Annotated in this window: 19 protein-coding genes, 1 pseudogene and 1 riboswitch; of the genes and pseudogenes, 12 read left to right on the top strand and 8 right to left on the bottom strand. The window is 61.9% G+C overall.

Annotated features, from left to right (window positions below; translation table 11 throughout):
- The first annotated feature begins 138 nt into the window (after window positions 1-138).
- Window positions 139-549: a tellurite resistance TerB family protein gene (locus tag NKJ13_RS16275; RefSeq protein ID WP_352506179.1), complete on the top strand. Its 411-nt coding sequence runs from the start codon at window positions 139-141 to the stop codon at window positions 547-549.
- Window positions 550-557: 8 nt separating this feature from the next.
- Here NKJ13_RS16275 and NKJ13_RS16270 read toward each other — a convergent pair whose 3' ends face one another.
- Window positions 558-1,409 carry an ABC transporter substrate-binding protein gene (locus NKJ13_RS16270; RefSeq protein ID WP_352686756.1) on the bottom strand — a complete coding sequence of 284 codons (852 nt, stop codon included), beginning with the start codon at window positions 1,407-1,409 and terminating at the stop codon, window positions 558-560.
- Between the two features lie 270 nt (window positions 1,410-1,679).
- Between NKJ13_RS16270 and NKJ13_RS16265 the strand changes: the two genes are divergently transcribed.
- The 3 genes from NKJ13_RS16265 to NKJ13_RS16255 all read left to right on the top strand — a co-directional run bounded on the left by NKJ13_RS16265 (window position 1,680) and on the right by NKJ13_RS16255 (window position 3,912).
- Window positions 1,680-2,411: a helix-turn-helix transcriptional regulator gene (locus NKJ13_RS16265; RefSeq protein WP_352702290.1), complete on the top strand. Its 732-nt coding sequence runs from the start codon at window positions 1,680-1,682 to the stop codon at window positions 2,409-2,411.
- A gap of 97 nt (window positions 2,412-2,508) precedes the next feature.
- Window positions 2,509-3,147 carry an acyl-homoserine-lactone synthase gene (locus NKJ13_RS16260; protein WP_023677342.1) on the top strand — a complete coding sequence of 213 codons (639 nt, stop codon included), beginning with the start codon at window positions 2,509-2,511 and terminating at the stop codon, window positions 3,145-3,147.
- Window positions 3,148-3,162: 15 nt separating this feature from the next.
- Window positions 3,163-3,912, top strand: a complete 750-nt coding sequence (locus NKJ13_RS16255; protein ID WP_352702289.1) for an enoyl-CoA hydratase-related protein — start codon at window positions 3,163-3,165, stop codon at window positions 3,910-3,912.
- Window positions 3,913-3,936: 24 nt separating this feature from the next.
- Here the strand turns inward: NKJ13_RS16255 and ppk2 are convergent, their stop codons facing one another.
- On the bottom strand, window positions 3,937-4,839 hold the full coding sequence (gene ppk2, locus NKJ13_RS16250; RefSeq protein WP_352506183.1) for a polyphosphate kinase 2: 903 nt from the start codon (window positions 4,837-4,839) through the stop codon (window positions 3,937-3,939).
- 213 nt (window positions 4,840-5,052) lie between these two features.
- On the opposite strand from ppk2, the gene NKJ13_RS16245 reads away from it, so the two are divergent.
- From NKJ13_RS16245 to NKJ13_RS16235, 3 genes and pseudogenes are all read left to right on the top strand, one after another.
- On the top strand, window positions 5,053-6,318 hold the full coding sequence (locus tag NKJ13_RS16245; RefSeq protein ID WP_352644327.1) for a sensor histidine kinase: 1,266 nt from the start codon (window positions 5,053-5,055) through the stop codon (window positions 6,316-6,318).
- A gap of 116 nt (window positions 6,319-6,434) precedes the next feature.
- Window positions 6,435-7,160: a phosphate signaling complex protein PhoU gene (phoU, locus tag NKJ13_RS16240; protein ID WP_254816325.1), complete on the top strand. Its 726-nt coding sequence runs from the start codon at window positions 6,435-6,437 to the stop codon at window positions 7,158-7,160.
- Between the two features lie 117 nt (window positions 7,161-7,277).
- Window positions 7,278-8,284, top strand: a pseudogene (locus NKJ13_RS16235) (magnesium and cobalt transport protein CorA).
- A gap of 124 nt (window positions 8,285-8,408) precedes the next feature.
- On the opposite strand, the gene NKJ13_RS16230 reads toward NKJ13_RS16235, so the two are convergent.
- The gene (locus tag NKJ13_RS16230; RefSeq protein ID WP_352475925.1) at window positions 8,409-8,933 is read right to left on the bottom strand and encodes a GcrA family cell cycle regulator; all 525 of its coding nucleotides are present in this window, start codon (window positions 8,931-8,933) and stop codon (window positions 8,409-8,411) included.
- 355 nt (window positions 8,934-9,288) lie between these two features.
- Here NKJ13_RS16230 and NKJ13_RS16225 point away from each other — a divergent pair, with 355 nt between their 5' ends.
- From NKJ13_RS16225 to NKJ13_RS16215, 3 genes are all read left to right on the top strand, one after another.
- Window positions 9,289-10,488 carry an aspartate aminotransferase family protein gene (locus NKJ13_RS16225; protein WP_023677349.1) on the top strand — a complete coding sequence of 400 codons (1,200 nt, stop codon included), beginning with the start codon at window positions 9,289-9,291 and terminating at the stop codon, window positions 10,486-10,488.
- Window positions 10,489-10,502: 14 nt separating this feature from the next.
- Window positions 10,503-11,414 (top strand): ornithine carbamoyltransferase, encoded by a 912-nt coding sequence (argF, locus tag NKJ13_RS16220; protein ID WP_254816329.1) that lies wholly within the window; start codon window positions 10,503-10,505, stop codon window positions 11,412-11,414.
- Window positions 11,415-11,561: 147 nt separating this feature from the next.
- Window positions 11,562-12,572, top strand: coding sequence for an Hsp33 family molecular chaperone (locus NKJ13_RS16215; RefSeq protein WP_352738432.1), 1,011 nt, complete (start codon window positions 11,562-11,564; stop codon window positions 12,570-12,572).
- A 6-nt stretch (window positions 12,573-12,578) separates the two neighbouring features.
- Here NKJ13_RS16215 and apaG read toward each other — a convergent pair whose 3' ends face one another.
- Window positions 12,579-12,971, bottom strand: coding sequence for a Co2+/Mg2+ efflux facilitator ApaG/CorD (gene apaG, locus NKJ13_RS16210; RefSeq protein WP_254816331.1), 393 nt, complete (start codon window positions 12,969-12,971; stop codon window positions 12,579-12,581).
- Between the two features lie 228 nt (window positions 12,972-13,199).
- Between apaG and NKJ13_RS16205 the strand changes: the two genes are divergently transcribed.
- Entirely contained in the window at window positions 13,200-14,354 is a 1,155-nt protein-coding gene (locus NKJ13_RS16205) for a ceramide glucosyltransferase (protein ID WP_352777891.1), read from the top strand.
- Between the two features lie 35 nt (window positions 14,355-14,389).
- Here NKJ13_RS16205 and NKJ13_RS16200 read toward each other — a convergent pair whose 3' ends face one another.
- Window positions 14,390-15,580: an O-succinylhomoserine sulfhydrylase gene (locus tag NKJ13_RS16200; RefSeq protein WP_254816333.1), complete on the bottom strand. Its 1,191-nt coding sequence runs from the start codon at window positions 15,578-15,580 to the stop codon at window positions 14,390-14,392.
- Between the two features lie 70 nt (window positions 15,581-15,650).
- Window positions 15,651-15,728, bottom strand: a riboswitch (SAM riboswitch).
- A 135-nt stretch (window positions 15,729-15,863) separates the two neighbouring features.
- Here NKJ13_RS16200 and NKJ13_RS16195 point away from each other — a divergent pair.
- Window positions 15,864-16,958, top strand: a complete 1,095-nt coding sequence (locus NKJ13_RS16195) for a 2'-deoxycytidine 5'-triphosphate deaminase (protein WP_352738435.1) — start codon at window positions 15,864-15,866, stop codon at window positions 16,956-16,958.
- Window positions 16,959-17,013: 55 nt separating this feature from the next.
- On the opposite strand, the gene araD1 is transcribed toward NKJ13_RS16195, so the two are convergent.
- The 3 genes from araD1 to mmsA all read right to left on the bottom strand — a co-directional run bounded on the left by araD1 (window position 17,014) and on the right by mmsA (window position 21,011).
- Window positions 17,014-18,006, bottom strand: a complete 993-nt coding sequence (araD1, locus tag NKJ13_RS16190) for an AraD1 family protein (RefSeq protein WP_023719489.1) — start codon at window positions 18,004-18,006, stop codon at window positions 17,014-17,016.
- A gap of 183 nt (window positions 18,007-18,189) precedes the next feature.
- Complete coding sequence (gene mmsB / locus NKJ13_RS16185) at window positions 18,190-19,482, bottom strand: multiple monosaccharide ABC transporter permease (protein WP_352738436.1); 1,293 nt, start codon at window positions 19,480-19,482, stop codon at window positions 18,190-18,192.
- A complete protein-coding gene (mmsA, locus tag NKJ13_RS16180) occupies window positions 19,479-21,011 on the bottom strand; it encodes a multiple monosaccharide ABC transporter ATP-binding protein (RefSeq protein ID WP_352738438.1) in 1,533 nt (510 codons plus the stop codon). Before mmsA ends, mmsB begins: the two co-directional genes overlap by 4 nt.
- Window positions 21,012-21,071 lie beyond the last annotated feature (60 nt).

Here is a 21,071-nt window from a genome sequence, read left to right as displayed (position 1 = left end):
ATTAAGAGCTCCCGTCCCAATTTAGTCGGGATGGATCAAGTTCCAAGGCGTGACCGGAGCGCCAACGATGGCGGCTGTTTTTCCTTGCGGCGCTGGTCTCTCGTTCCTAACTTCGGGACCCATCTCAAGGAGTTGTAAATGCCATTGTCGCCACACGAAGCCATGATCTACCTGATGGTCATCACTTCGGCGTCGGACCGCGACATGACCGACATCGAACTGGCGCGGATCGGCGACGTCGTTCGATCCTGGCCGGTGTTTGAGGATTTCAATCAGGAGCGGCTGGTCGATGTCGCTCAGGCCTGCCAGGAAATGCTGCAGGAGAAGGACGGGCTGGAGGGCGTCCTGGCGCGTGTCGCCGAGGCGCTTCCGGAACGCTTGCGTGACACTGCCTATGCCGCCGCCTTCGAGGTTGCGGCCGTCGATCTCGAAATGCGCCTGGAGGAGGTGCGCGTGCTGCAGCTCGTCCGCCGGGAACTCGATCTCGATGCGCTGACGGTCGCCGCCATCGCGCGAGCCGCCAAGGCGCGCCTTCGCACGCTGACCTGAGCCGGCAGTCAGAAAAAGCTGACCGGAAAATAGCGAAGATAGAACTCGGCGAACGTACCTTTCACCGAAATTTCCTGCAGCGCGTAGTCGAATGCGGCCGCCAGTGCCGGATCGTCGGCCCTGGTGGCGATCGCCATGCCCGAGCCAAGGTATTCGGGCGCCAGATAGGGGCCGCCGGCAAAGCGGCAACAGCCAGCCGCATCGGAGCCGCCGAGCCAGAAGGCGAAACGCATGCCGTCGCCGAAGGCGGCGTCGATCTTGCCGGCTTTCAGCCTGCCATAAAGCTCCTCCGGCTTTGCGAAGGGGACGATTTGGACGTCGCCGAAATAAGTGCGCAGCATCCGCTCATGCGCGGAATCGGCTATCACGCCGACACGTTTGCTGCGCAGCCTGTCGAACATTGGTTCGGTCAGCGCCTGTGTCTTCAGCATGATGAAGCGTGCCGGAAATTGCAGGTAGGGGCGTGAGAATGCGTATTTCGACCGCGACTCCGGCCTCGCGGCGATGCCGGCAATGATCGCTTCGCCTTCGCCTTTCCCGAGCGCACCTTCGAGCTCGGCCCAGGGCAGCGCCTGGATCTGGCATTTTTCGGCAATGCCGAGCTCGGCGCAGATGGCGCGCGCCAGGTCGACATGGAAGCCCGACAGCCGGCCTGCCCCATCGAGGAAATTGAACGGCGGGAAATCCGTGGTGGTCAGGAATCGCAGCCGCGGCAGCATCGAAAGGTCCGGCTTTGGCAGCCGCTCCTTGGCGTCCCAAAACACCGGCACCTGCGGCTCCGCGGCGAGCGCATCAGCCGCAAGCGATTGCGCTCCGATCAATATCGAAATCAATGAAATGGATATGCGCCGAAACGCCACGCGACGACTCCGTCCGATCTTGCCCGACTTTAGTACGAAGTAACACAGTTTTTTGTACGAAAATAACGCATGCACAACGGTTTTTGGTTTCATCGTGACGATTTAGGGATATTGTTTAGTGAGTTTGCAAATGACTGTGTGATGCCGGCTGAAGAGGAGCGGTAGGGCGCACAAAGGGAGCAGCTTTGCAGTCCGGGGTTGATGGCGTGGTGCGGGTTGATCACTGCCATTGGCCTCAAGAGCGGAAGGCAACATGGGGTAGATGTTGCGATGGGTCATTTCGATCGTACCCTGGAGTTGATAGATCAGTTGCAGCACGCCGGTACAGCGGCCGCCGTCTGCGCAAAGCTGCTGGGGGTAACAAGCGGGTTCGGGCTGACGGCGCTGATGGCCGGGACGGTTCCGCAACCCGGCACGCCGAGAAATCGGCAAAAGGACCATGTGTTGCTTTGCGACTGGCCGGCCGAATGGCTTGAGCGCTACGTTGCGCGCAACTATGTCGATCACGACCCAGTCGTCAGTCACATGAAGCAGCTTCAAGCGCCATTCCAGTGGCGGGAAGCGTCTCAGGGCATCCGTATCGGCAAGAGCGGCGGCGATGTCATGGGTGACGCCGGTGAATTCAAGCTGCGCGACGGATTGGCCTTCCCGCTGATCACGCTCGATGGCCAGATCGTCATGGTGTCGCTAGGCGGCGAGGCTGTCGAATTGTCGGGCGCCGAATTCGGGCTTGTGTCGCTGGTCTCGACTTATGCGATTGGCCGCGCCATGCAGCTCCACACTATGGCGGGCAAAACCATCGACCATGTCGAATTGACGCCGCGTGAGCGCGAATGCTTGCAATGGGCCGCCGTTGGGAAGTCCGAATGGGAGATTTCACAAATTCTCGGCATTTCTGAACACACGTCAGAGAAACACCTTCTTAACGCCAAAAGCAAACTCGGTGCCGTCAACCGGGTCCAGGCCGTCGCGGAAGCGATAAGGCGCGGCTATATTAACTAGGTCGGCCGCGCCGGCCTAGAAATTCTTGCCTACGCGATCGCGTAATTTTTTCGGGGAAGCACGGCCGTATCTTCCTATTGAAACTAGGAGACGGCAAATGCTTTTTTCCCTCACGACCCAGGAATTGATGGAACGGCCCGACCTCTGGGAGGCAGTTCATCGTTTGCGTTACAGAGTTTTCGTCGAAGAGATGGGATGGACCGATCTGCAGCGCCCCGACGGCCTCGAGATCGATCAATTCGACCACGACGAGGCAGTGCACCAGATCGTCATCCGCAATGGCGAGCTCGCCGGTTACCAGCGGATGTTGCCGACGACTCGGGCACATCTTCTAACCGATGTGCTGGCGGACCTTTATGAGGGAACCCCACCGTCGGGCCCGAATGTCTATGAACTGACCCGCTATGCGGTTGCACCGGGGTTCCGCGACGGCCGGCGCGGCGTGTCGACGGTCGGCACGGAGCTGATCGCCGGCTTCGTCGAGTGGGGTCTGAAGCGCAACGTCAACCAGGTTATCATCGAATTCGAGCCGATGTGGGTGCTTCGCGCGCTGCAGCTGCATTTCCTGGCAACGCCGCTCGGTTACCAGCGTACCTATGGCAACCAGCAGGTGGTTGCCACACTGCTCACCTTCAACGAGCACACGCTCGACGTGGTGCGTTCGCGCCGCAACCACTTTGCGCCGGTGCTGGCCAGAGGGTACCCGGACATGCTCGGACAGAGACGCGCCTCGTGAGATTGGAGAGAGGCCATGAATGTTCATTCAAAAGCAGAATTCCGCAATCACACGCTGATCGTCACGGTATCGTCGGGTGACGGCCGCCCGGTGCTGGACAGGCTGGCCTATGAAAGCCTGGCCAGGACATTCCATGAAGCCGCTGCCGACGACGACGTCCGCGTCGTGGTCCTGCGCGGTCTGGCCGGGTGCTTCTGCCTCGGCGCCGATTTCTCCGAATTTCTCGACGCCACCAAACATCGGCGACTGATCGACGCCGTTACCGATATGTTTCGCACGCTGGCGACATTCCCGAAACCGGTCCTTGCCTGTGTCGACGGCGACGCCGTCGGCGTCGGCTGCACCATCCTGTTCCACTGCGACATGGTGATCGCCTCGAGCAAGAGCACGTTTCGGGTGCCGTTCGTCGATTTCGGCCTGGTGCCGGACGCGGCGACCAGCATCCTGGCGCCGCAGAAGCTCGGCTATGCCGGGGCGTTCCGCTTCTTCTGCCTGGGCGACACGCTCGCCGCCGAAGATGCCAGGGCACTGGGCCTTGTCGGCGAGATCGTGACGGACGCCAGCGTCGAGGAAGCCACGTTGGCAAGAGCCAGGCAACTCGCCAAGAAGCCTGTCGCGGCGCTGCAGCAGACGCGCGACCTGCTTAGGGGCGACACCGGCGCGCTCTGCGACCGCATCGACCAGGAGATCTCCCTTTTCCAGCAGGCGCTGCAGGACGACACTACGCTGAAGCGACTGCAGCGGATTGCCCGGCTGGCGGCATGACAGCCGCGTATCGATGAGGTGAGCTTATTTTTCGAGGAAAGTCGGCCCTTCGCCGATGATCTTCTTGTCCACCTTACCGATGACGTCGAGATCGCGGCCGTCATAGGGAAGCGACAGGAGAATGCGCTGCATGACGGCCAGCCGCGCGCGCCGCTTGTCGTTCGCCCGCACAATGATCCAGGGCGCGAACTCCTTGTGCGTGCGTTCCACCATCAGGTCGCGCGCCTTGGTGTAGTCGTCCCATTTGGTGATGCCGGCGATGTCGATCGGCGAAAACTTCCAGCTCTTCAGCGGGCTCCAGCGACGGTCGTGGAACCGCTCGAGCTGTGTTTCCCGGCCGATGTTCAGCCAGAATTTGAAGAAATGGATGCCTTCGTTGCGGATCATCCGCTCGAAATGCGGAACCTCGTCCAGAAATTGCTCGTGCTGCTCGGGCGTGCAGAATCCCATCACCGGTTCAACACCGGCGCGGTTGTACCAGGAGCGGTCGAAGGTGACGAATTCGCCCGACGTCGGGAAGTGGTCGACGTAACGCTGGAAGTACCATTGTCCAAGCTCGGTGGGTGTTGGCTTGGTCAGCGCCACGTTGCGCGCCGTGCGAGGGTTCAGATACTGGCGCAAAACGAAGATCGTGCCGCCCTTGCCGGCAGCGTCGCGCCCCTCAAACAGCGACATTACCCGCTTGCCTGTCGACTGCAGCCACGCCTGCGCCTTGACCAGCTCGATCTGCAGCTTCTCTAACCTCTCGTCATACTCCTCGCCCTTCATTTTCTTGTCGTAAGGGTAGCCGCCGGCGGTGAGCTTGCGGTCCTCGATCCAGTCGGGAAGCGTCGGAGCCTCGATGTCGAACTCCCGCTCCTTGCCGTAGATCATGATCTTCAGCGGCCCCGATGAAGCTGCAGTGGGGCTTTCTTTGGCGTTTTTCATCGAGACGAACCTTTCCAGCCTCCGGACTCATGCTATTGGAAGCCTTACGGCATCGGCCCGAAAATCGGAATCGATTTTCGGAAAGAACGATGCAGCAGATAATGCGGTAGAGCGTCCTTTGTGCGCCCAATTGGACGCACGGCGCTCTAGCGTCGGTCCAGCAGGAAGTTATTGAGCGTTGGCCGCACACGGAGCGCAGGCGACGGAGCGCAAATGGCCGATATCGGCACAGAGCGGAAAGGCAGGGCGCAAGCCGTCGCCATGCGGCTGTGGAACAGCCGCTGGCTGCTAGCGGCCGGCTTCGTTGCGGTTCTGATCGTTTATGGTTTTGCCGGCATGTCTGGCTATGTGGTGCTGCTGGCAGGCGCCGTGCTGGTTGCCGCGGCAATACTGCCGGCCGGCGTCGCCCGTCAATCGACCGAAAATGCCGCGGCCGTCGAGGCGAGCGGCTTGCAACAACTTTCCGGCGAATATCTCGCGGCAGCGGTTGCCGATCCGCTGATCATTTTCGATCGTTCCGCCGCCATCGTCCATGCCAACGCCGCCGCCTTTGCAGCCTTTGGCGGGATTGCCCCCGGCATGTCGCTGTCGCTGAAATTCCGCGCGCCGGAAATGCAGTCCTTGCTGGATAATATCTTGGCAGGCAACGTCGCCTCGGACAGCGTCGACTATGTTGAAAGGCTGCCGGTCGAACGAGCCTATCGGGTGAGCGCGTCTTCTGTGGGTCACGCCACGGATCTCTACGTGCTGGTGTTCAAGGACCAGAGCGAAGCGCGCCGGATCGACAGAATGCGCGCCGACTTCATTGCCAATGCCAGCCACGAGCTACGCACGCCTCTCGCCTCGATTGCCGGCTTCATCGAGACGCTGCGCGGGCCGGCCCGCAACGACCCTGCGGCACGCGAGCAGTTCCTGCAGATCATGCAGAACCAGACCAGCCGCATGGCGCGCCTCATCGACGACCTTCTGTCGCTGTCACGGCTGGAGATGAAGCCCTATCTCAAGCTGGGAACCGAGGTCGATCTGCGCCAGGCCATCGACAGCGTCATCGATTCGCTTGGGCCGCTCGCCAAGGAAAACGGCGTCGTCATCGAGCGTGATTTCGCGGAAGGGCCGCTCGCCGTGCCCGGCGATCGGGACGAGCTTTTCCAGGTCTTCGAAAACCTGCTGGAAAACGCCTGCAAATATGGTCAGTCGGGCGGACGCGTCGTGGTGTCGATCACGCGCAGCGACAGCGATACCGAACCGGGGATCGACGTCACTATCAGGGATTTCGGCCCCGGCATTCCCGAAGAACACATCCCGCGCATCACCGAGCGCTTCTACCGCGTCGACGTCGAGAACAGCCGGACCCAGAAGGGCACCGGCCTTGGCCTGTCCATCGTCAAGCATATCCTGACCCGGCACAACGCCAGGCTCTCCATCTGGTCGGAAGTCGGCAAGGGTGCGGCGTTCACCGTCCATTTGCCGGCTCGCTGACGCAGTACTATCTCTAGCCCATGATGGGCCGTTTCTTTTTTCTGTCATCCGGCTAGCGTATTAGCGGGGATTCGAGGAGCGACTCAACCACAAGATCCCGGGAAGGCATTTGGTCCATGCAGTCCGTGCACATCGTCAGCGCCTATGACGAGGAGCTGAAATATCTGTCGAAGCGCATCGCGGCGATGGGCGGGCATGCCGAGCGCATGGTCGAGCAGGCCGTCGCGGCACTGGTCAATGCGGATCCGGGACTTGCCCAGAAAGTCATTCGAGACGACCTGGTTCTGGATGAGGGGCAGCGCGAGATCGACGATAAGGCGATCATCATCATCGCCAAGCGCCAGCCGATGGCGACGGATCTGCGCGAGATCGTCGGTGCGATCCGCATCTCGGCGGACCTCGAACGGGTAGGCGACCTCGGCAAGAACGTCGCCAAGCGAGTGGTTGCTGTCGCTGATGGGCGCCAGCCGAGCAGCCTGTTCCGCGGCCTCGAGGCTTTGGCTAATCTGGCGCTGACACAGCTCAAGGAAGTACTCGACGTCTACGCATCGCGGTCAGTGGAAAAAATCGGTTTCGTGCGCGACCGCGACGACCAGATCGATGCCATGTACACCTCGCTGTTTCGCGAGTTGCTGACTTACATGATGGAAGACCCACGCAACATCACGCCCTGCACGCATCTCCTGTTTTGCGCCAAGAACATCGAGCGCATCGGCGACCACGCCACCAACATCGCCGAGACGATCTACTATATCGTCACCGGCGACCAGATGCCGGCCGATCGTCCGAAGGGCGACAAGACGGACAAGATTATTCTTCCCGCAACGCAACCAGCGAAATGAGTGTCTCTCGATACTAATGCGAATTTCGGATTCGCCACCTGACAGAAAATTGCGCTAAGCTTTCGACGCGCTGACTTCTCAGTTCCGCGATGAAGGCCCCGCCTCCAGGAGGCTGCGATGGAATATGTCCGCGAGTTTGCTCCTGCGCCGCCGATGTCGGGTATAATCGCTTGCGGCGTCTATACGGCTGGGCGGCGCATCGCCGACATTCCGATCGAGGAAGCCGGCGAATGGGCCGGGAAGCCGGGCCACGTGGTCTGGATCGGACTGCTGGAGCCCGACCGCAATTTGTTACTGCGCGTCCAGGCGCAATTTCATCTGCATGAGCTGGCGACGAGGACGCCGAGCATCCGCACCAACGGCCGAAGATCGAGCAATATGGCGATGCCCTGTTCATCGTTGCCCGCACGGCGCAGTTGATCGACAGCCGTGTCACCTTCGGCGAGACGCATCTGTTCGTCGGCGCCGGCTATATCGTCAGCGTCAGGCATGGCCCGTCGACCTCCTACGCCGCCGTTCGCCAGCACTGGGAAAGCTGTCCGCATTCCCTCGCCAAGGGCGAGGATTTCGTCCTCTACGCCATTCTCGATTTCATCGTCGACAACTACATGCCCGTGCTCGAGCAGATCGAAAACGAGGTCGAGGCGATCGAGGACAAGGTTCTGCTGAAACCGATGACCGGCTCCGATATCGAGCGGCTTTACATGCTGCGCCGCGATCTCTTGCGCCTGCGCAACGCTGCTCTGCCGCTGGTGGAGGTCTGCCGGCGGCTGACCAGCGCCGATCTGCCGCAAATCCACACAGCCATGCATCCGCTGTTTCGCGACGTCACCGACCATATCCGCACTGTCCAGGAAAAGATCGACAGCCTGCGTGAGGTTCTCGCTTTCGCCTTCGAGGCGAGCCTTCTGGTCGGTCAAAGCCAGGAGACGGCGATTTCCAAGAAGCTTGCCTCATGGGCGGCCATCTTGGCCGTGCCCACGGCATTCGCCGGCATTTACGGCATGAATTTCAGCGACATGCCGGAACTGAGGATGGAATATGGCTACCCGGCCGTCCTGGCGGCAATTGCCCTGATCTGCACGTTTCTTTACTGGCGGTTTCGCAAGAATGGGTGGCTGTAAGGGTAAGGGAATAGGCAGTAGCCAGTAGGGAATAGGCAATACGGAAGTGGGTTGTTGGCGAAACGATCCTTGTGAAGCGCTATCTTCCCCTACTGCCTACTGCCTACTCCCCACTGCCTATCGCCTATCTATGCCGCCGCCGCTCCGATGCTGGCTGAAACGCCACGCGGGCGTGGTACTTGCAGTAAGGGCCGGTTTCGGCGGCGTCGTTGCCGCAGAAATGGAAATCTTCCGAGAGCGGATCGCCATTCGGCCATTTGCAGGTGCGCTCGTTCAGCTCGACGAGTTGCAGATGCCGCGAGATTGGCACGACGACGTTCTCGACCGGGCGGATATAGTGGCGCGCTACCGGTTCGGCATCGAACTGCGCCTTGAGCGCGGTCGCACCGATCGACATCGACGTGGTGGCATGGCGCGTGGCGCTTGCTGCCCGGGACACCGATTTCTGGATCGTCGATCCCTGTACCGTCTTCTTCTGGCGTGCCGGTGAGGCGGTCGTGCGTCCGCGACCGGACAGTTTCAGCCGGTGCACTTTGCCGATGACGGCATTGCGGCTGACCCCGCCAAGCTGTGCGGCGATCTGGCTGGCGCTGAGGCCCTCCGACCACAATTTTCTGAGAAGTTCGACTCGCTCGTCAGTCCAGTTCATGAGACCGCGCTCCTGCTGAAACGTGCGGCAATCGGAATCCATTCCCGACCCGGCTTCTGCCGGGCAGACACCACATATATCGGGTGATTAGGTCCGCCGCACGAAATCTAGTTATTTCTCTACTACAATTACCTTATGCGCTGACTCGGTGACAAGAGTCCCAAGGCCAACACGAATCGGTTTTTTCGGTTTTCCCCAACTTGCCCGGTCGCTTATGAGCCGGCGTTATGCTGGAGGGCTTGCCGCACGTCCTTGCGCGACCTTTTCGTTGACTTCACGGCCGAAAAACACGATAAGCCACAAGGGCCGCCGCTTTGGCGGCTTTTTGATTTTTCCGGTTCCGGAGACGCATATAATGAGCGGTTCGGCGCTTTTCGAGACCTTTGTTCGCGCACCCCTGGCTTTCGACCACGGTGAAGGCACCTGGCTGGTCACCGATAAGGGCGAGCGATATCTCGATTTCGCCGGCGGGATCGCCGTCAATTCATTGGGCTACAGCCATCCGCATCTGGTCGCGGCCCTCACCGAGCAGGCCGCCAAGCTCTGGCACGTCTCCAATCTGTACGAGATTCCGGGACAGAGCCGGCTCGGCGAGCGGCTGGCCGACGCCAGCTTCGCCGACAAGGTGTTCTTCACCAATTCCGGCGCAGAGGCGCTCGAATGCGCCATCAAGACGGCACGGCGCTACCACTTCGTCAAGGGCCATCCCGAGCGATACCGCACAATCACCTTCGAAGGCGCCTTCCACGGCCGTACCCTGGCGACCATCGCCGCCGGGGGCCAGTACAAATACCTGGAAGGTTTCGGCCCCAAGGTCGACGGCTTCGACCAGGTCGGCTTCGACGATGTGGATGCCGCCGAAAAGGCGATCACACCTGAAACCGCGGCGATCCTGATCGAGCCGGTGCAAGGCGAGGGCGGCATCAGGCAAGTGCCGACGCAATCGCTGAAGCGGCTCAGGCAGCTCTGCGATCAGCACGGACTGCTTCTGATTTTCGACGAGGTCCAATGCGGCGTCGGCCGCACCGGAAAGCTGTTCGCGCATGAATGGGCGGGCGTCACCCCCGACCTGATGGCGGTGGCCAAGGGCATCGGCGGCGGCTTCCCGATGGGTGCCTGCCTCGCCACCGACGAGGCGGCGGTCGGCATGACCGCCGGCGTGCACGGCACCACCTTCGGCGGCAATCCGCTGGCGATGGCGGTCGGCAACGCCGTGCTCGACGTGGTGCTGGAAGACGGCTTTCTCGAGGACGTCCGGCGCAAGGCGCTGCTGTTGAAGCAGGGGCTTGCCGGTGTCGCCGACGAATTTCCGGATGTTATCGAAAGCATCAGGGGCACCGGCCTGATGCTTGGGCTTAAATGCGCGATGCCCAACACCAAGGTCACGGTGGCACTGCGTGACCAGCATCTCTTGACGGTTCCGGCCGGCGACAACGTTATCCGCCTGCTGCCGCCTCTCACCGTCACCGACGCCGAGATCCACGAGGCGCTCGAGCGCATTCGTGCCGGCGCCAAGAGCCTGGCGGATGCCATCGTCGCTGCCGCTGCGAAGTAATCCTGGAATTCCTGATGTCCCTTCGCCATTTTACCGATCTTTCTGCCGTTTCCGAAGGCGATCTGCGCTTCATGCTCGACGACGCAGCTGTGCGAAAGGCAAGGCTCAAGGCCGGAGAACGCAGCAAGCCGCTCGAAGGCAAGGTGCTGGCGATGATCTTCGACAAGCCGTCGACGCGCACGCGCGTATCGTTCGACGTCGGCATGCGGCAGTTGGGTGGCGAGACGATCATGCTGACCGGCACCGAGATGCAGCTTGGCCGCTCGGAGACCATTGCCGACACGGCCAAGGTGCTGTCGCGCTATGTCGATGCCATCATGATCCGCACCACCTCGCATGACCGGCTGCTGGAACTGACGGAAAACGCTACGGTCCCCGTCATCAACGGGCTGACCGACGAGACCCATCCCTGCCAGCTGATGGCCGACATCATGACCTTCGAAGAGCACCGCGGTCCGGTGGCCGGCAAGACGATCGCCTGGACCGGCGACGGCAACAACGTGCTGCATTCGCTCCTGGAGGCATCTGCGCGGTTCCATTTCAAGCTGAACGTCGCCGTGCCCGAGGGCAGCGAACCGGCTCAGAAGCATGTCGACTGGTCGAAAGCCAATGGCGGCAAGCTGAAATTCACCCGCTCGCCCGAGGAGGCCGTTCACGAGGCCGACTGCATCGTCACCGACTGCTGGGTGTCAATGGGCCAGGAGCACCGTGCCCGCGGCCACAATGTCTTCCTGCCCTATCAGGTCAATGCGGCACTGATGGCGAAAGCCAAGCCGGACGCGCTGTTCATGCACTGTCTGCCGGCACATCGCGGTGAGGAGGTTACCGACGAGGTCATCGACGGACCGCATTCTGTGGTGTTCGATGAGGCCGAGAACCGGCTCCATGCCCAGAAGGCGGTCCTGGCCTGGTGCCTGGGCGCTTGATACGGGCCGCGATGATCCGGGCCGGCCTGATCTGCGCCGCCTTGATCCGGGAGTGGGTGGTGCCTATCTCAGGCGCATCACGCAAATCGAGCGCGTCTCGTCGCATGCGCCCCGGAGGGCGGCATCGCCGCGCCCCGGAGCTTTGTCATGTTGGAAACTCATCAATTGGCTGAACATAAACCCAAGCTCGGCGAATTCGGCTACGCCGGCGATGATCATGTCGTGCCGTTCGAGGTCGGCCCGCTCGACGTGCGCGGGCGCACCGTCCAGCTCGGGCCGATGCTCGACGCCATTCTCAGCCGCCACGACTATCCCGAGCCGGTCGCCCGGCTCCTGGCCGAAGCCTGTGTGCTGACGGTACTGCTCGGAACTTCGCTGAAATTCGAGGGCAAGTTCATTCTGCAGACCCGCACCGATGGGCCGGTCGACATGCTGGTCGCCGATTTCTCCACGCCGCACGCGCTGCGCGCTTATGCCCGCTTCGATGCCGACCGGCTGCAGGCTTTGACTTCGGCCGGCGAGACGTCACCGCAGACGCTGATCGGCAGCGGTGTCCTGGCGCTGACCATCGACCAGGGCGCTCACACGCAGCGCTACCAGGGCATCGTCCAGCTCGACGGCGTCACACTTGAAGATGCCGCACGCACCTATTTCCGCCAGTCGGAGCAGATTCCGACCGACCTCCGCCTTTCGGTTGCCAAGCTTCTGACGCCCGGCGTCGGCGGTGCCCGCGAGCAATGGCGGGCCGGTGGCCTGCTGGCACAATTCCTGCCGCAGTCGGCGGAGCGTATGCGCGTACCCGACCTTCCCGGGGGCGACGGCGATCCGCGTGAGGAAATCCACGACCCGACCGACAATTCCTGGCAGGAGCTGCTGGCGCTGCTTGGTACTATTGAACCGACCGAGCTGATCGATCCGACGATCGGCGCCGAACGGCTGCTTTACCGGCTTTTCCACGAGCATGGCGTCCGCGTGTTCGGCGGCGTGCCGGTCGCCGACCAGTGCTCATGCTCGAGGGAGAAGATCCGCGGCATTCTCGAAGGCTTTTCCGCCGAGGAGATCAGAGACAGCACCGAGGATGGCAGCATTCACGTCGCCTGCGAATTCTGCTCGAAGCGATATGACTTCGACCCGGCGGAGTTTGCAGCGGCTGGATGACGGCGGTCAATTGACGGTGCGCCGCGTGCCCGGCAAATCGAGCGAGAAGGCGGGGATGGCGACGTCGAACGTCTCGCCCCGCTTGTTGCGCATTGTGTAGTGCCCGACCATGATGCCGGACGGGGTCGAGAGCGGGCATCCAGACGTATACTGATAGCTGTCGCCGGGGTTGAGTCCGGGTTGCTCGCCGACGACCCCGGGGCCGCGCACTTCCTCGACTTTGCCGGTACCGTCGGTAATGTGCCAGTAGCGTGACAGAAGCTGCACGAACTCATCCGACTGATTGTCGATGGTCACCTGGTAGCCCCAGACATAGCGGTTTTGCGGCGGATCGGAGTGATCCTCCAGATAGAACGGCCTGACCTGCACTTCGATGTTGCGGGTGACGGCGCTGTACATAAACTGCTCCAAAGCAATGTAGATGGAACTTTCGATGCTCAGCGCAGTTTGGTCAACGATGCGCAGCATCTTCTTGCCCGATCTCAAGCGCAGGTGCCGAAAAACAATGTCATTTGAGTGACACATGACAATGATGGTGTGCAGGCTTGTGCCGGACGACTCAGCGTTCTGTCGAATTGTTGAAAACGGCTGTCATGCGGCCGGCATTTCTGGAGTGACCAGATCTCGATGGAACCGACATTCGCAGCCGCCCTCCTTTCCATAGCCCTCCTTCTTTCAAATCTCGCCAGCATCCTGTTAGCTTCGCAGAAGCTGAAGCGACCAGCCAGTATTGCGCCGCCCGCGGCCAACGCGCCGCCGGTATCGATCGTCATCCCGGCGCGCGGCGTCGAGCCGTTTGCCGAAGAGACGCTGGAGCGCGCCTTCTCACTCGACTGGCCGCGCTACGAACTCATCTTCTGTGTCGCCCATGCCGACGACCCGGTGGTCAAGCCGATCACTGCCGCAATGGCGCGCTTTCCAGCTATTCGCGCCCGCCTTCTGGTCGGTGACGACCGCATCAGCGGCAATCCAAAACTCAACAATTGCGTGAAGGGTTGGGAGGCGGCGCGTTATCGCTGGGTCATCCTTGCCGATTCCAATGTGCTTATGTCGAGCGACTACGTCCAGCACCTGATGGCGGCGTGGCGGCATGACACCGGCCTCGTCTGCTCGACGCCAATCGGCTCGCGGCCGGACGGGTTCTGGGGGGAGGTCGAATGCGCCTTTCTCAACACGCTGCAGGCACGCTGGCAGTACGCTGGAGAGGCGCTCGGCCTCGGCTTCGCCCAGGGCAAGAGCATGTTGTGGAACAAGCCGATGCTCGATGCCAATGGCGGCATCCGCGCGCTTGCCGCCGAGATCGCCGAGGACGCCGCCGCGACCAAGCTGGTCAACGGGCTCGGACTGCGAGTCAATCTTGTCGCCTCTCCCTTCGAACAGCCGCTCGGCCGGCGCACGCTTGGCGAGATCTGGTCGCGGCAGGCGCGCTGGGCGCGGCTGCGCCGCGTCACCTTTGCACTGTTCTTTGCCCCCGAAATCCTGATCGGCGCGGCACCGCCGCTAGTGCTTGCACTGATCGCCGCGGCTGACGCCGGCGTCAGCCTGCCGGCAACCGCCATCGCCGTGCTGGTCGCGGCCTACCTGCCGGAATGCGCCTTGGCCTCGACCAAGGGATGGCACCTGTCGCCGCGCACGATCCCGGCGATGATGGCACGAGACCTGATGCTTCCCGTCGTTTGGGCGCGCGGATGGCTGAGCGGCGCCATCGACTGGCGCGGCAACGTGATGACTATCCAGACGAAGACTGTCGCGGAGCTGGAAGAGACCCCGTCCGGCGCCTGATCGGCACGTCCCCGCTGCCTCTGTTCGGCCAGCCCTTATCCGGCAACTCTCAGTGCCTGCTCGATGTCTTCGAGCAGGTCGTCGGCGTCCTCAAGGCCGACCGACAGCCTGAGCGTTCCCGGTCCGATGCCGAGCTCGGCGCGGGCTTCATCAGTCAAGTTCTTGTGTGTGGTCGTCGCCGGATGGGTGATCAGGCTCTTGGCGTCGCCGAGATTGTTGGAAATCAGCACGACGTCGAGTGTGTTCTGGAAGGCAAAGGCCGCCTGCTTGCCGCCCTTCACATCGAAGCAAATCAGCGTCGAGCCGCCCGACATCTGCTTCTTGACCACGGCCGCTTGCGGGTGGTCGGCGCGGCCGGGATAGATGACGCGGGCGATTTGCGGGCGCTCGGCCAGGAAATCCGCGATGCGGCCGGCACTTTCCGTCTGCTGGCGTACGCGTAGCGGCAGCGTCTCCAGGCCTTTCAGCAGCGTCCAGGCATTGAAGGGCGAGAGGCTGGGGCCGGTGTGGCGGAAATAGTCATGCAGGTTCTCGTCGATCCATTTCTTGTCCGACAGAACGATGCCGCCAAGACAACGCCCCTGGCCGTCAATATGCTTCGTGGCCGAATAGACGACGATGTGGGCGCCGAGCTGCAGGGGTTTCTGCTGCAAGGGCGTAGCGAAGACATTATCGACGATCAGCCTGGCGCCGATCGAATTGGCAAGTGCCGCCACGGCGGCAATGTCGACTACCTCTAGCGTTGGATTGGTAGGGCTTTCCAGGAAAAACAGTTTGGTGTTTGGCTTGACCGCCTTTTCCCAATTGGCGATGTCGGTGCCGTCGACCAGCGTTGCCTCAATGCCGTATTTCGGCGCCAGCGTCTCGATCACCCAGCGGCAGGAGCCGAACAGCGCGCGCGCCGCCACGATATGGTCGCCCGCCTTGGCGCTACACAGCAGTGCTGCCGTCACCGCCGCCATGCCGGATGCCGTGGCGCGCGCGTCCTCGGCTCCTTCCAGCGCGCACATGCGTTTCTCAAACATGTCGACCGTCGGATTGGCATAGCGCGAATAGATGAAGCCCGGCTCCTCGCCCTTGAAGCGGGCCTCCGCCGCTTGCGCCGTCTCGTAGACATAGCCTTGGGTGAGATACATCGCCTCGGAGGTCTCGCCGAAGCCGGAACGCAGCGTCCCGGCATGCACGAGTGCGGTCTGAGGCTTCCAATCGCGCTTCTTGGTCATCATTCCATCCAAACACCAAAATTGGTCCAAACAACAAAAAACCGGCCGCGAAAGTCGCAACCGGTCCATATGGCCTTGCGGCCCGACGGTCCTTTAGCGACTTGTTTAACGTGGCTGCAAGCCGACCGGCCAAATCACCACGGGATAACGAGCTTTAGACCCGCGCCACGCTTGCGTCAATTGCCGGCATGATTAAGAGGGTTGTACCAAGCAGGTGCCAAAGGCGTCCACGGTCGGACCTGCGACAGAACAAGACCTCGCCCGGCCTTCGAACGGAGCCAGACCCTTGCGGCAGACAGGCATTCTTCCCGATCAGCATATTTCCGAGCTGTTCCAGACGGGCGCGCTGAAATCGCCGCGCATGCTCGATGCCGATCAGATCCAGCCGGCCAGCCTTGACCTCAGGCTCGGCGACAAGGCATGGCGAGTGCGTGCTTCCTTCTTGCCCGGCCCGGACCACAGGGTTGTCGACAAGCTCAACCGGCTGAAGCTGCACGAGATCAACCTCGCCGAAGGTGCGGTGCTGGAAACCGGCTGCGTCTACATCGTGCCGCTGCTCGAAAGCCTGGCGCTGCCCGCCCATATTTCCGCCTCCGCCAACCCGAAAAGCTCGACTGGACGGCTCGATATCTTCACCCGGGTAATGACCGACCGTGGCCACGAGTTCGACAAGATCGCCGCCGGCTATGAAGGCCCGCTCTATCTGGAGGTCAGCCCGCGCACTTTCCCGATCATCGTGCGGACCGGCTCGCGGCTGTCGCAGATCAGGTTCCGCACCGGCAATGCGCTCTTGTCGGAAAGCGAGCTGCACGAGTTGCACCGCGCCGAAATGTTGGTCGCCACCGAACCACCCAACATCTCAGGCGGGGGAATCGCGCTGTCGATCGATCTCGACGGCGACAAGGACGGGCTGGTCGGCTATCGCGGCAAGCACCACACCGGCCTGGTCGACGTCGACAAGCGCGCCGCGCAGGATGTCGTCGATTTCTGGGAGCCGCTCTACAAGAGCGGTGCCGGCGAGCTGGTGCTCGATCCGGACGAATTCTATATTCTGGTGTCGCGCGAGGCGGTGCATGTGCCGCCACTCTACGCCGCCGAAATGACGCCTTTCGACCCGCTGGTCGGCGAGTTCCGCGTCCATTATGCCGGTTTCTTCGACCCGGGTTTCGGCCATTCGGCGTCGGGCGGCACCGGCAGCCGGGCGGTGCTCGAGGTGCGTAGCCACGAAGTGCCGTTCATCCTCGACCACGGCCAGATCGTCGGACGGTTGGTCTACGAGCATATGCTGAAACGGCCGCAGGCACTCTACGGCACAGATCTCGGCTCGAACTATCAGGCGCAGGGCCTGAAACTGTCCAAGCATTTCCGCGCCGCGCGATGAGTTTGGAACTGCCAATCTCCCCCACGAGGGGGGAGATCACGCTGTCATCGACGCCTCAAAGCGCCTTCACCGCCACCTTCACCGGCTGCTCGATTTCAAGCGGGTTGCGCAGCGGCAGGCCGAAATCCTGCGCCTCGATTTCGAATACGTCACCGGCCTCGGTCCTGATGCCGTCGGCGAAGGACAGCGTCGCCGTGCCGAACATGTGCACATGCACGTCGCCCGGCTGGCGGAAGGCCGAGTATTTGAAGTGGTGATGCTCGAGATTGCCAATGGTGTGCGACATGTTCGCCTCGCCCGACAGGAACGGCTTTTCCCAAAGCAGCTTGCCGTGGCGCAGGATGCGTGAAGCGCCGCGAATGTCGGACGGCAGGTCGCCGATCAGGATCTCCGGCCCGAACGAGGCGTTGCGCAGTTTCGAATGGGCGAGGAAGAGATAATTCACGCGCTCGGTGACGTGGTCGGAAAACTCGTTCGACAGCGTGAAGCCGACGCGGAACGGGGCGCCGTCGTCGCCGATCACATAGATTCCGGCGATTTCCGGCTCCTCGCCGGCATCCTGGGCGAAGGCGGGCGACATGAGCGCCGCGCCGGGCGCCACTGCCATGGTACCGTTGCCCTTGTAGAACCATTCGGGCTGCACGCCGATCTGGCCCTTCGCCGGCTTGCCGCCCTCCAGCCCCATGCGGAACATCTTCATGGAATCGGTCAGCTGTTCCTCGCCGCCATCGCTGAGCTTCTTGTGCATGGAATCGCGGGTCGCGGCGGAGCCGAGATGCGTCAGCCCGGTGCCGGTGAGATGGAGATGCGCCGGATCGGGATGGTTGATCGGCGACAGCAGCCGACCCTTCTTGTAGGCTGCATCGAGATCGACGGTTTCGCCGAAGCCCTTGCGCTCGATCAGGGCGACAAGCCCGGTGCCGGTGCGCGCGGCTTCCATCGCCAGCGAATAGACGCTGCGGGCCCCGTTGATGACGCGGGTCTTGCCGCCGTTGCGGGCAACGACGCGGATCGTCTCGGCGTCGTCGAGGATCTGGGAGATCAGCATGGTAACCCTCTCTGAATTGCGGCCTGCCTTCTTGGCAAACCCTGCCCGGCGCGGCTCAGACCCTGTCCACGCCGCGGTTGAAATTCTTCGTCCGGATTGCGCTCGCGGGTCAGGTCCCTCGGGGGACTTCTTCGCGCCGCCCGGCAGCGCCGCGATGTGACCCGTATGCCTCCTGGTTGCCTCTCAAGCCTTGTTCTTGTTGTAGACGTCGAAGACGACGGCGCCGAGCAGCACCAGGCCTTTGACCACCTGCTGCCAGTCGACATTGACGCCCATGATCGACATGCCGTTGTTCATGACGCCCATAATGAAACCGCCGACCACCGCGCCGATGACCTGGCCGACGCCGCCCATCGCCGAAGCGCCACCAATGAACACCGCGGCGATGACGTCGAGTTCGCTGCCGAGGCCCGCCGCCGGCACCGCCTGCCCCAGGCGCGCCGCGATAATCAGGCCGCCGAGTGCCGACAGCACGCCCATGTTGATGAACACCATCAACGTCAGCCGTTCGGTCTTGATGCCCGATAGCTGGGCTGCCTTGGCATTGCCGCCCATCGCATAGATGCGGCGTCCGATCGTCATGCGTTTGGTAACGAAGACGAACAACGCGATCAGCACGCCCATCACCATGAGAACGATGGGCAGGCCCCTATAGGTGGCGAATTGGTAGACCAGAAACAGTGCCAGCGCGCTGATCACCAGGGTCTTGACGACGAACAGCGAGAAAGGCTCGGCTTCGTAGCCATGCCGCTCGCGGGTGCGCCGCGCCCTGAGCCCGAAATAGCCATAGGCGAGCACGGCGGCGAGGCCGATCACGATAGTCGTCAGGTGCAGCGTCAGGCCGCTGCCGACAATGGTTTTGCCGGCGGCGTTCACGGTCGGTGGTATCAGCGTCAATGGGCCGATCAGGTCCGGAATGAAGCCGGAACTCAGCGCCTTGAAGCCGACTGGAAGCGGCCCCACGGAAGACCCGCCACCCAGCAGCGCCTGACAGATGCCGCGGAAGATCAGCATGCCCGCCAACGTGACGATAAAGCTCGGTATTCGGTGATAGGCAATCCAGTAGCCTTGTGCCGCGCCGATCGCGCCACCCACGATCAGGCAGATGATCGACACCACCAGCGGATTGCTCAATGGGCCAAGCGGCCAGATAACCATCATCATCGCCGCCAGTGCGCCGATGAAGCCGGCGACTGAGCCGACGCTGAGATCGATATGGCCCGAAACGATCACCAGAAGCATGCCCAGCGCCATCACGATGATGAAGCTGTTCTGCTGCACGAGATTGCTGAGGTTCACCGGCTTGAACAGCGTTCCGGACGTGGTGAACTGGAAGAACACCATGATTGCGATCAACGCCAGCACCAACCCGTATTCGCGCAGATTGGTGACCAGCGCCGAGACGGCAATGCGAGGTGCCTGTTGTATATCCTGGGCGACGCCGGTTTGCGGCCCGGGAGCGCTTTCGGTGCTCATGATGCTTTCCCTTCTCCACGGACGATGGCGCGCATGATCTTTTCCTGGCTGGCGTCGCTCGCCGCCATTTCGCCGACGATGCGTCCTTCGTTCATGACGTAGATGCGGTCGGTGATGCCGAGCAGTTCGGGCATTTCCGACGAGATGACGATGATTGCCTTACCCTCGGAGGCGAGACGCGCGATGATCGTATAGATTTCATATTTGGCGCCGACATCGATACCGCGTGTCGGCTCGTCGAGGATCAGCACTTCCGGATTGGCGAACAGCCATTTCGACAGCACCACCTTCTGCTGATTGCCGCCAGAAAGGTTGCCGGTCATCTGGTAGACGCTTGAGGCGCGGATATTGGTCCTGCCGCGATAATCGTTGGCGACGGAAAGCTCGCGCAAATCCTCGATCACGCCATGGCGCGAGACGCCGGGCAGGTTGGCCAGCGTGATGTTATGCTTGATATGGTCGATCAAGTTGAGACCGTAGGTCTTGCGGTCCTCCGTAACATAGGCGATGCCGTGTTCCACCGCCTTGCTCACCGAAGAGACATCGATTGGCTTGCCGTTAAGGAACACCTCGCCCGTGATGCGACGGCCATAGGACCGGCCGAACAGGCTCATGGCAAACTCGGTCCGGCCGGCGCCCATCAGCCCGGCAATGCCGACCACCTCGCCCTTGCGGGCGTTGAGGTTGATGCCCTTGATGACCTGCCGCTCGGCATGGATGGGATGGTAGACCGACCAGTTTTCCACTTCGAGAACGGTCTCACCGATCTTCGGCTCTCGCGGCGGGTAGCGGTCGTCGAGCGAACGGCCGACCATCGACGTGATGATGCGGTCCTCCGAGATGTCCTTCTTGGCCAACGTCTCGATGGTCCGGCCGTCACGGATGATCGTGACCTTGTCGGCGACCCGGTTCACCTCGTTGAGCTTGTGGGAGATCAGGATCGAAGTGATGCCCTGCCGCTTGAATTCGAGCAGCAGATCGAGCAGCGCCTGGCTGTCCTTTTCGGACAGGCTCGCCGTCGGCTCGTCCAGAATGAGCAGCTTCACTTCCTTGCTGAGCGCCTTGGCGATCTCGACCAGCTGCTGCTTGCCGACGCCGATATTGGTGATCAGCGTGTTGGGGTCTTCCTTGAGGCCGACCTTCTTGAGCAGGGCGCTGGTGCGCGTCTCGTTGGCATTCCAGTCGATGACGCCGTATTTGGCCTGCTCGTTGCCGAGAAATATGTTTTCGGCGATAGACAGCATCGGCACCAGCGCAAGCTCCTGGTGGATGATGACGATGCCCTTGCGCTCGCTGTCATGGATGCCTTTAAAATGGCACTCATCGCCGCGATAGATGATCTGGCCGTCATAGGTGCCGGACGGATACACACCCGACAGCACCTTCATCAGCGTCGACTTGCCGGCGCCGTTCTCGCCGACCACGGCATGGATCTCGCCTTCCTCGACCATGAGCTTGACGTTCGACAGCGCCTTGACGCCTGGAAACGTCTTGGTGATGTCGCGCATCTCCAAAATCGTCGATGCCATTGAGAATACCACTCCTGCGAGGTCCGCAAACAATACCGGGCTGGCTCGCCAACGAAAAGG

It is taken from the genome of Mesorhizobium sp. M0174 (assembly GCF_040322275.1).
GTDB lineage: Bacteria > Pseudomonadota > Alphaproteobacteria > Rhizobiales > Rhizobiaceae > Mesorhizobium.
Note: the sequence above shows the minus strand (reverse complement) of the source record. Positions and strands in the feature narration are given on the sequence as shown.

What these genes read in the sequence shown, in the direction of transcription:
- NKJ13_RS16275 (WP_352506179.1), top strand. Translation starts at nt 139, where the DNA reads ATGCCATTGTCGCCACACGAAGCCATGATCTACCTGATGGTCATCACT.
- NKJ13_RS16200 (WP_254816333.1), bottom strand. Translation starts at nt 15,580, where the DNA reads ATGATGACCAAGAAGCGCGATTGGAAGCCTCAGACCGCACTCGTGCAT.
- mmsB (WP_352738436.1), bottom strand. Translation starts at nt 19,482, where the DNA reads ATGAGCACCGAAAGCGCTCCCGGGCCGCAAACCGGCGTCGCCCAGGAT.
- araD1 (WP_023719489.1), bottom strand. Translation starts at nt 18,006, where the DNA reads ATGCTGATCTCCCAGATCCTCGACGACGCCGAGACGATCCGCGTCGTT.
- mmsA (WP_352738438.1), bottom strand. Translation starts at nt 21,011, where the DNA reads ATGGCATCGACGATTTTGGAGATGCGCGACATCACCAAGACGTTTCCA.
- NKJ13_RS16255 (WP_352702289.1), top strand. Translation starts at nt 3,163, where the DNA reads ATGAATGTTCATTCAAAAGCAGAATTCCGCAATCACACGCTGATCGTC.
- argF (WP_254816329.1), top strand. Translation starts at nt 10,503, where the DNA reads ATGTCCCTTCGCCATTTTACCGATCTTTCTGCCGTTTCCGAAGGCGAT.
- NKJ13_RS16245 (WP_352644327.1), top strand. Translation starts at nt 5,053, where the DNA reads ATGGCCGATATCGGCACAGAGCGGAAAGGCAGGGCGCAAGCCGTCGCC.
- NKJ13_RS16205 (WP_352777891.1), top strand. Translation starts at nt 13,200, where the DNA reads ATGGAACCGACATTCGCAGCCGCCCTCCTTTCCATAGCCCTCCTTCTT.
- NKJ13_RS16225 (WP_023677349.1), top strand. Translation starts at nt 9,289, where the DNA reads ATGAGCGGTTCGGCGCTTTTCGAGACCTTTGTTCGCGCACCCCTGGCT.
- NKJ13_RS16260 (WP_023677342.1), top strand. Translation starts at nt 2,509, where the DNA reads ATGCTTTTTTCCCTCACGACCCAGGAATTGATGGAACGGCCCGACCTC.
- NKJ13_RS16230 (WP_352475925.1), bottom strand. Translation starts at nt 8,933, where the DNA reads ATGAACTGGACTGACGAGCGAGTCGAACTTCTCAGAAAATTGTGGTCG.
- NKJ13_RS16215 (WP_352738432.1), top strand. Translation starts at nt 11,562, where the DNA reads ATGTTGGAAACTCATCAATTGGCTGAACATAAACCCAAGCTCGGCGAA.
- NKJ13_RS16265 (WP_352702290.1), top strand. Translation starts at nt 1,680, where the DNA reads ATGGGTCATTTCGATCGTACCCTGGAGTTGATAGATCAGTTGCAGCAC.
- ppk2 (WP_352506183.1), bottom strand. Translation starts at nt 4,839, where the DNA reads ATGAAAAACGCCAAAGAAAGCCCCACTGCAGCTTCATCGGGGCCGCTG.
- phoU (WP_254816325.1), top strand. Translation starts at nt 6,435, where the DNA reads ATGCAGTCCGTGCACATCGTCAGCGCCTATGACGAGGAGCTGAAATAT.
- apaG (WP_254816331.1), bottom strand. Translation starts at nt 12,971, where the DNA reads ATGTACAGCGCCGTCACCCGCAACATCGAAGTGCAGGTCAGGCCGTTC.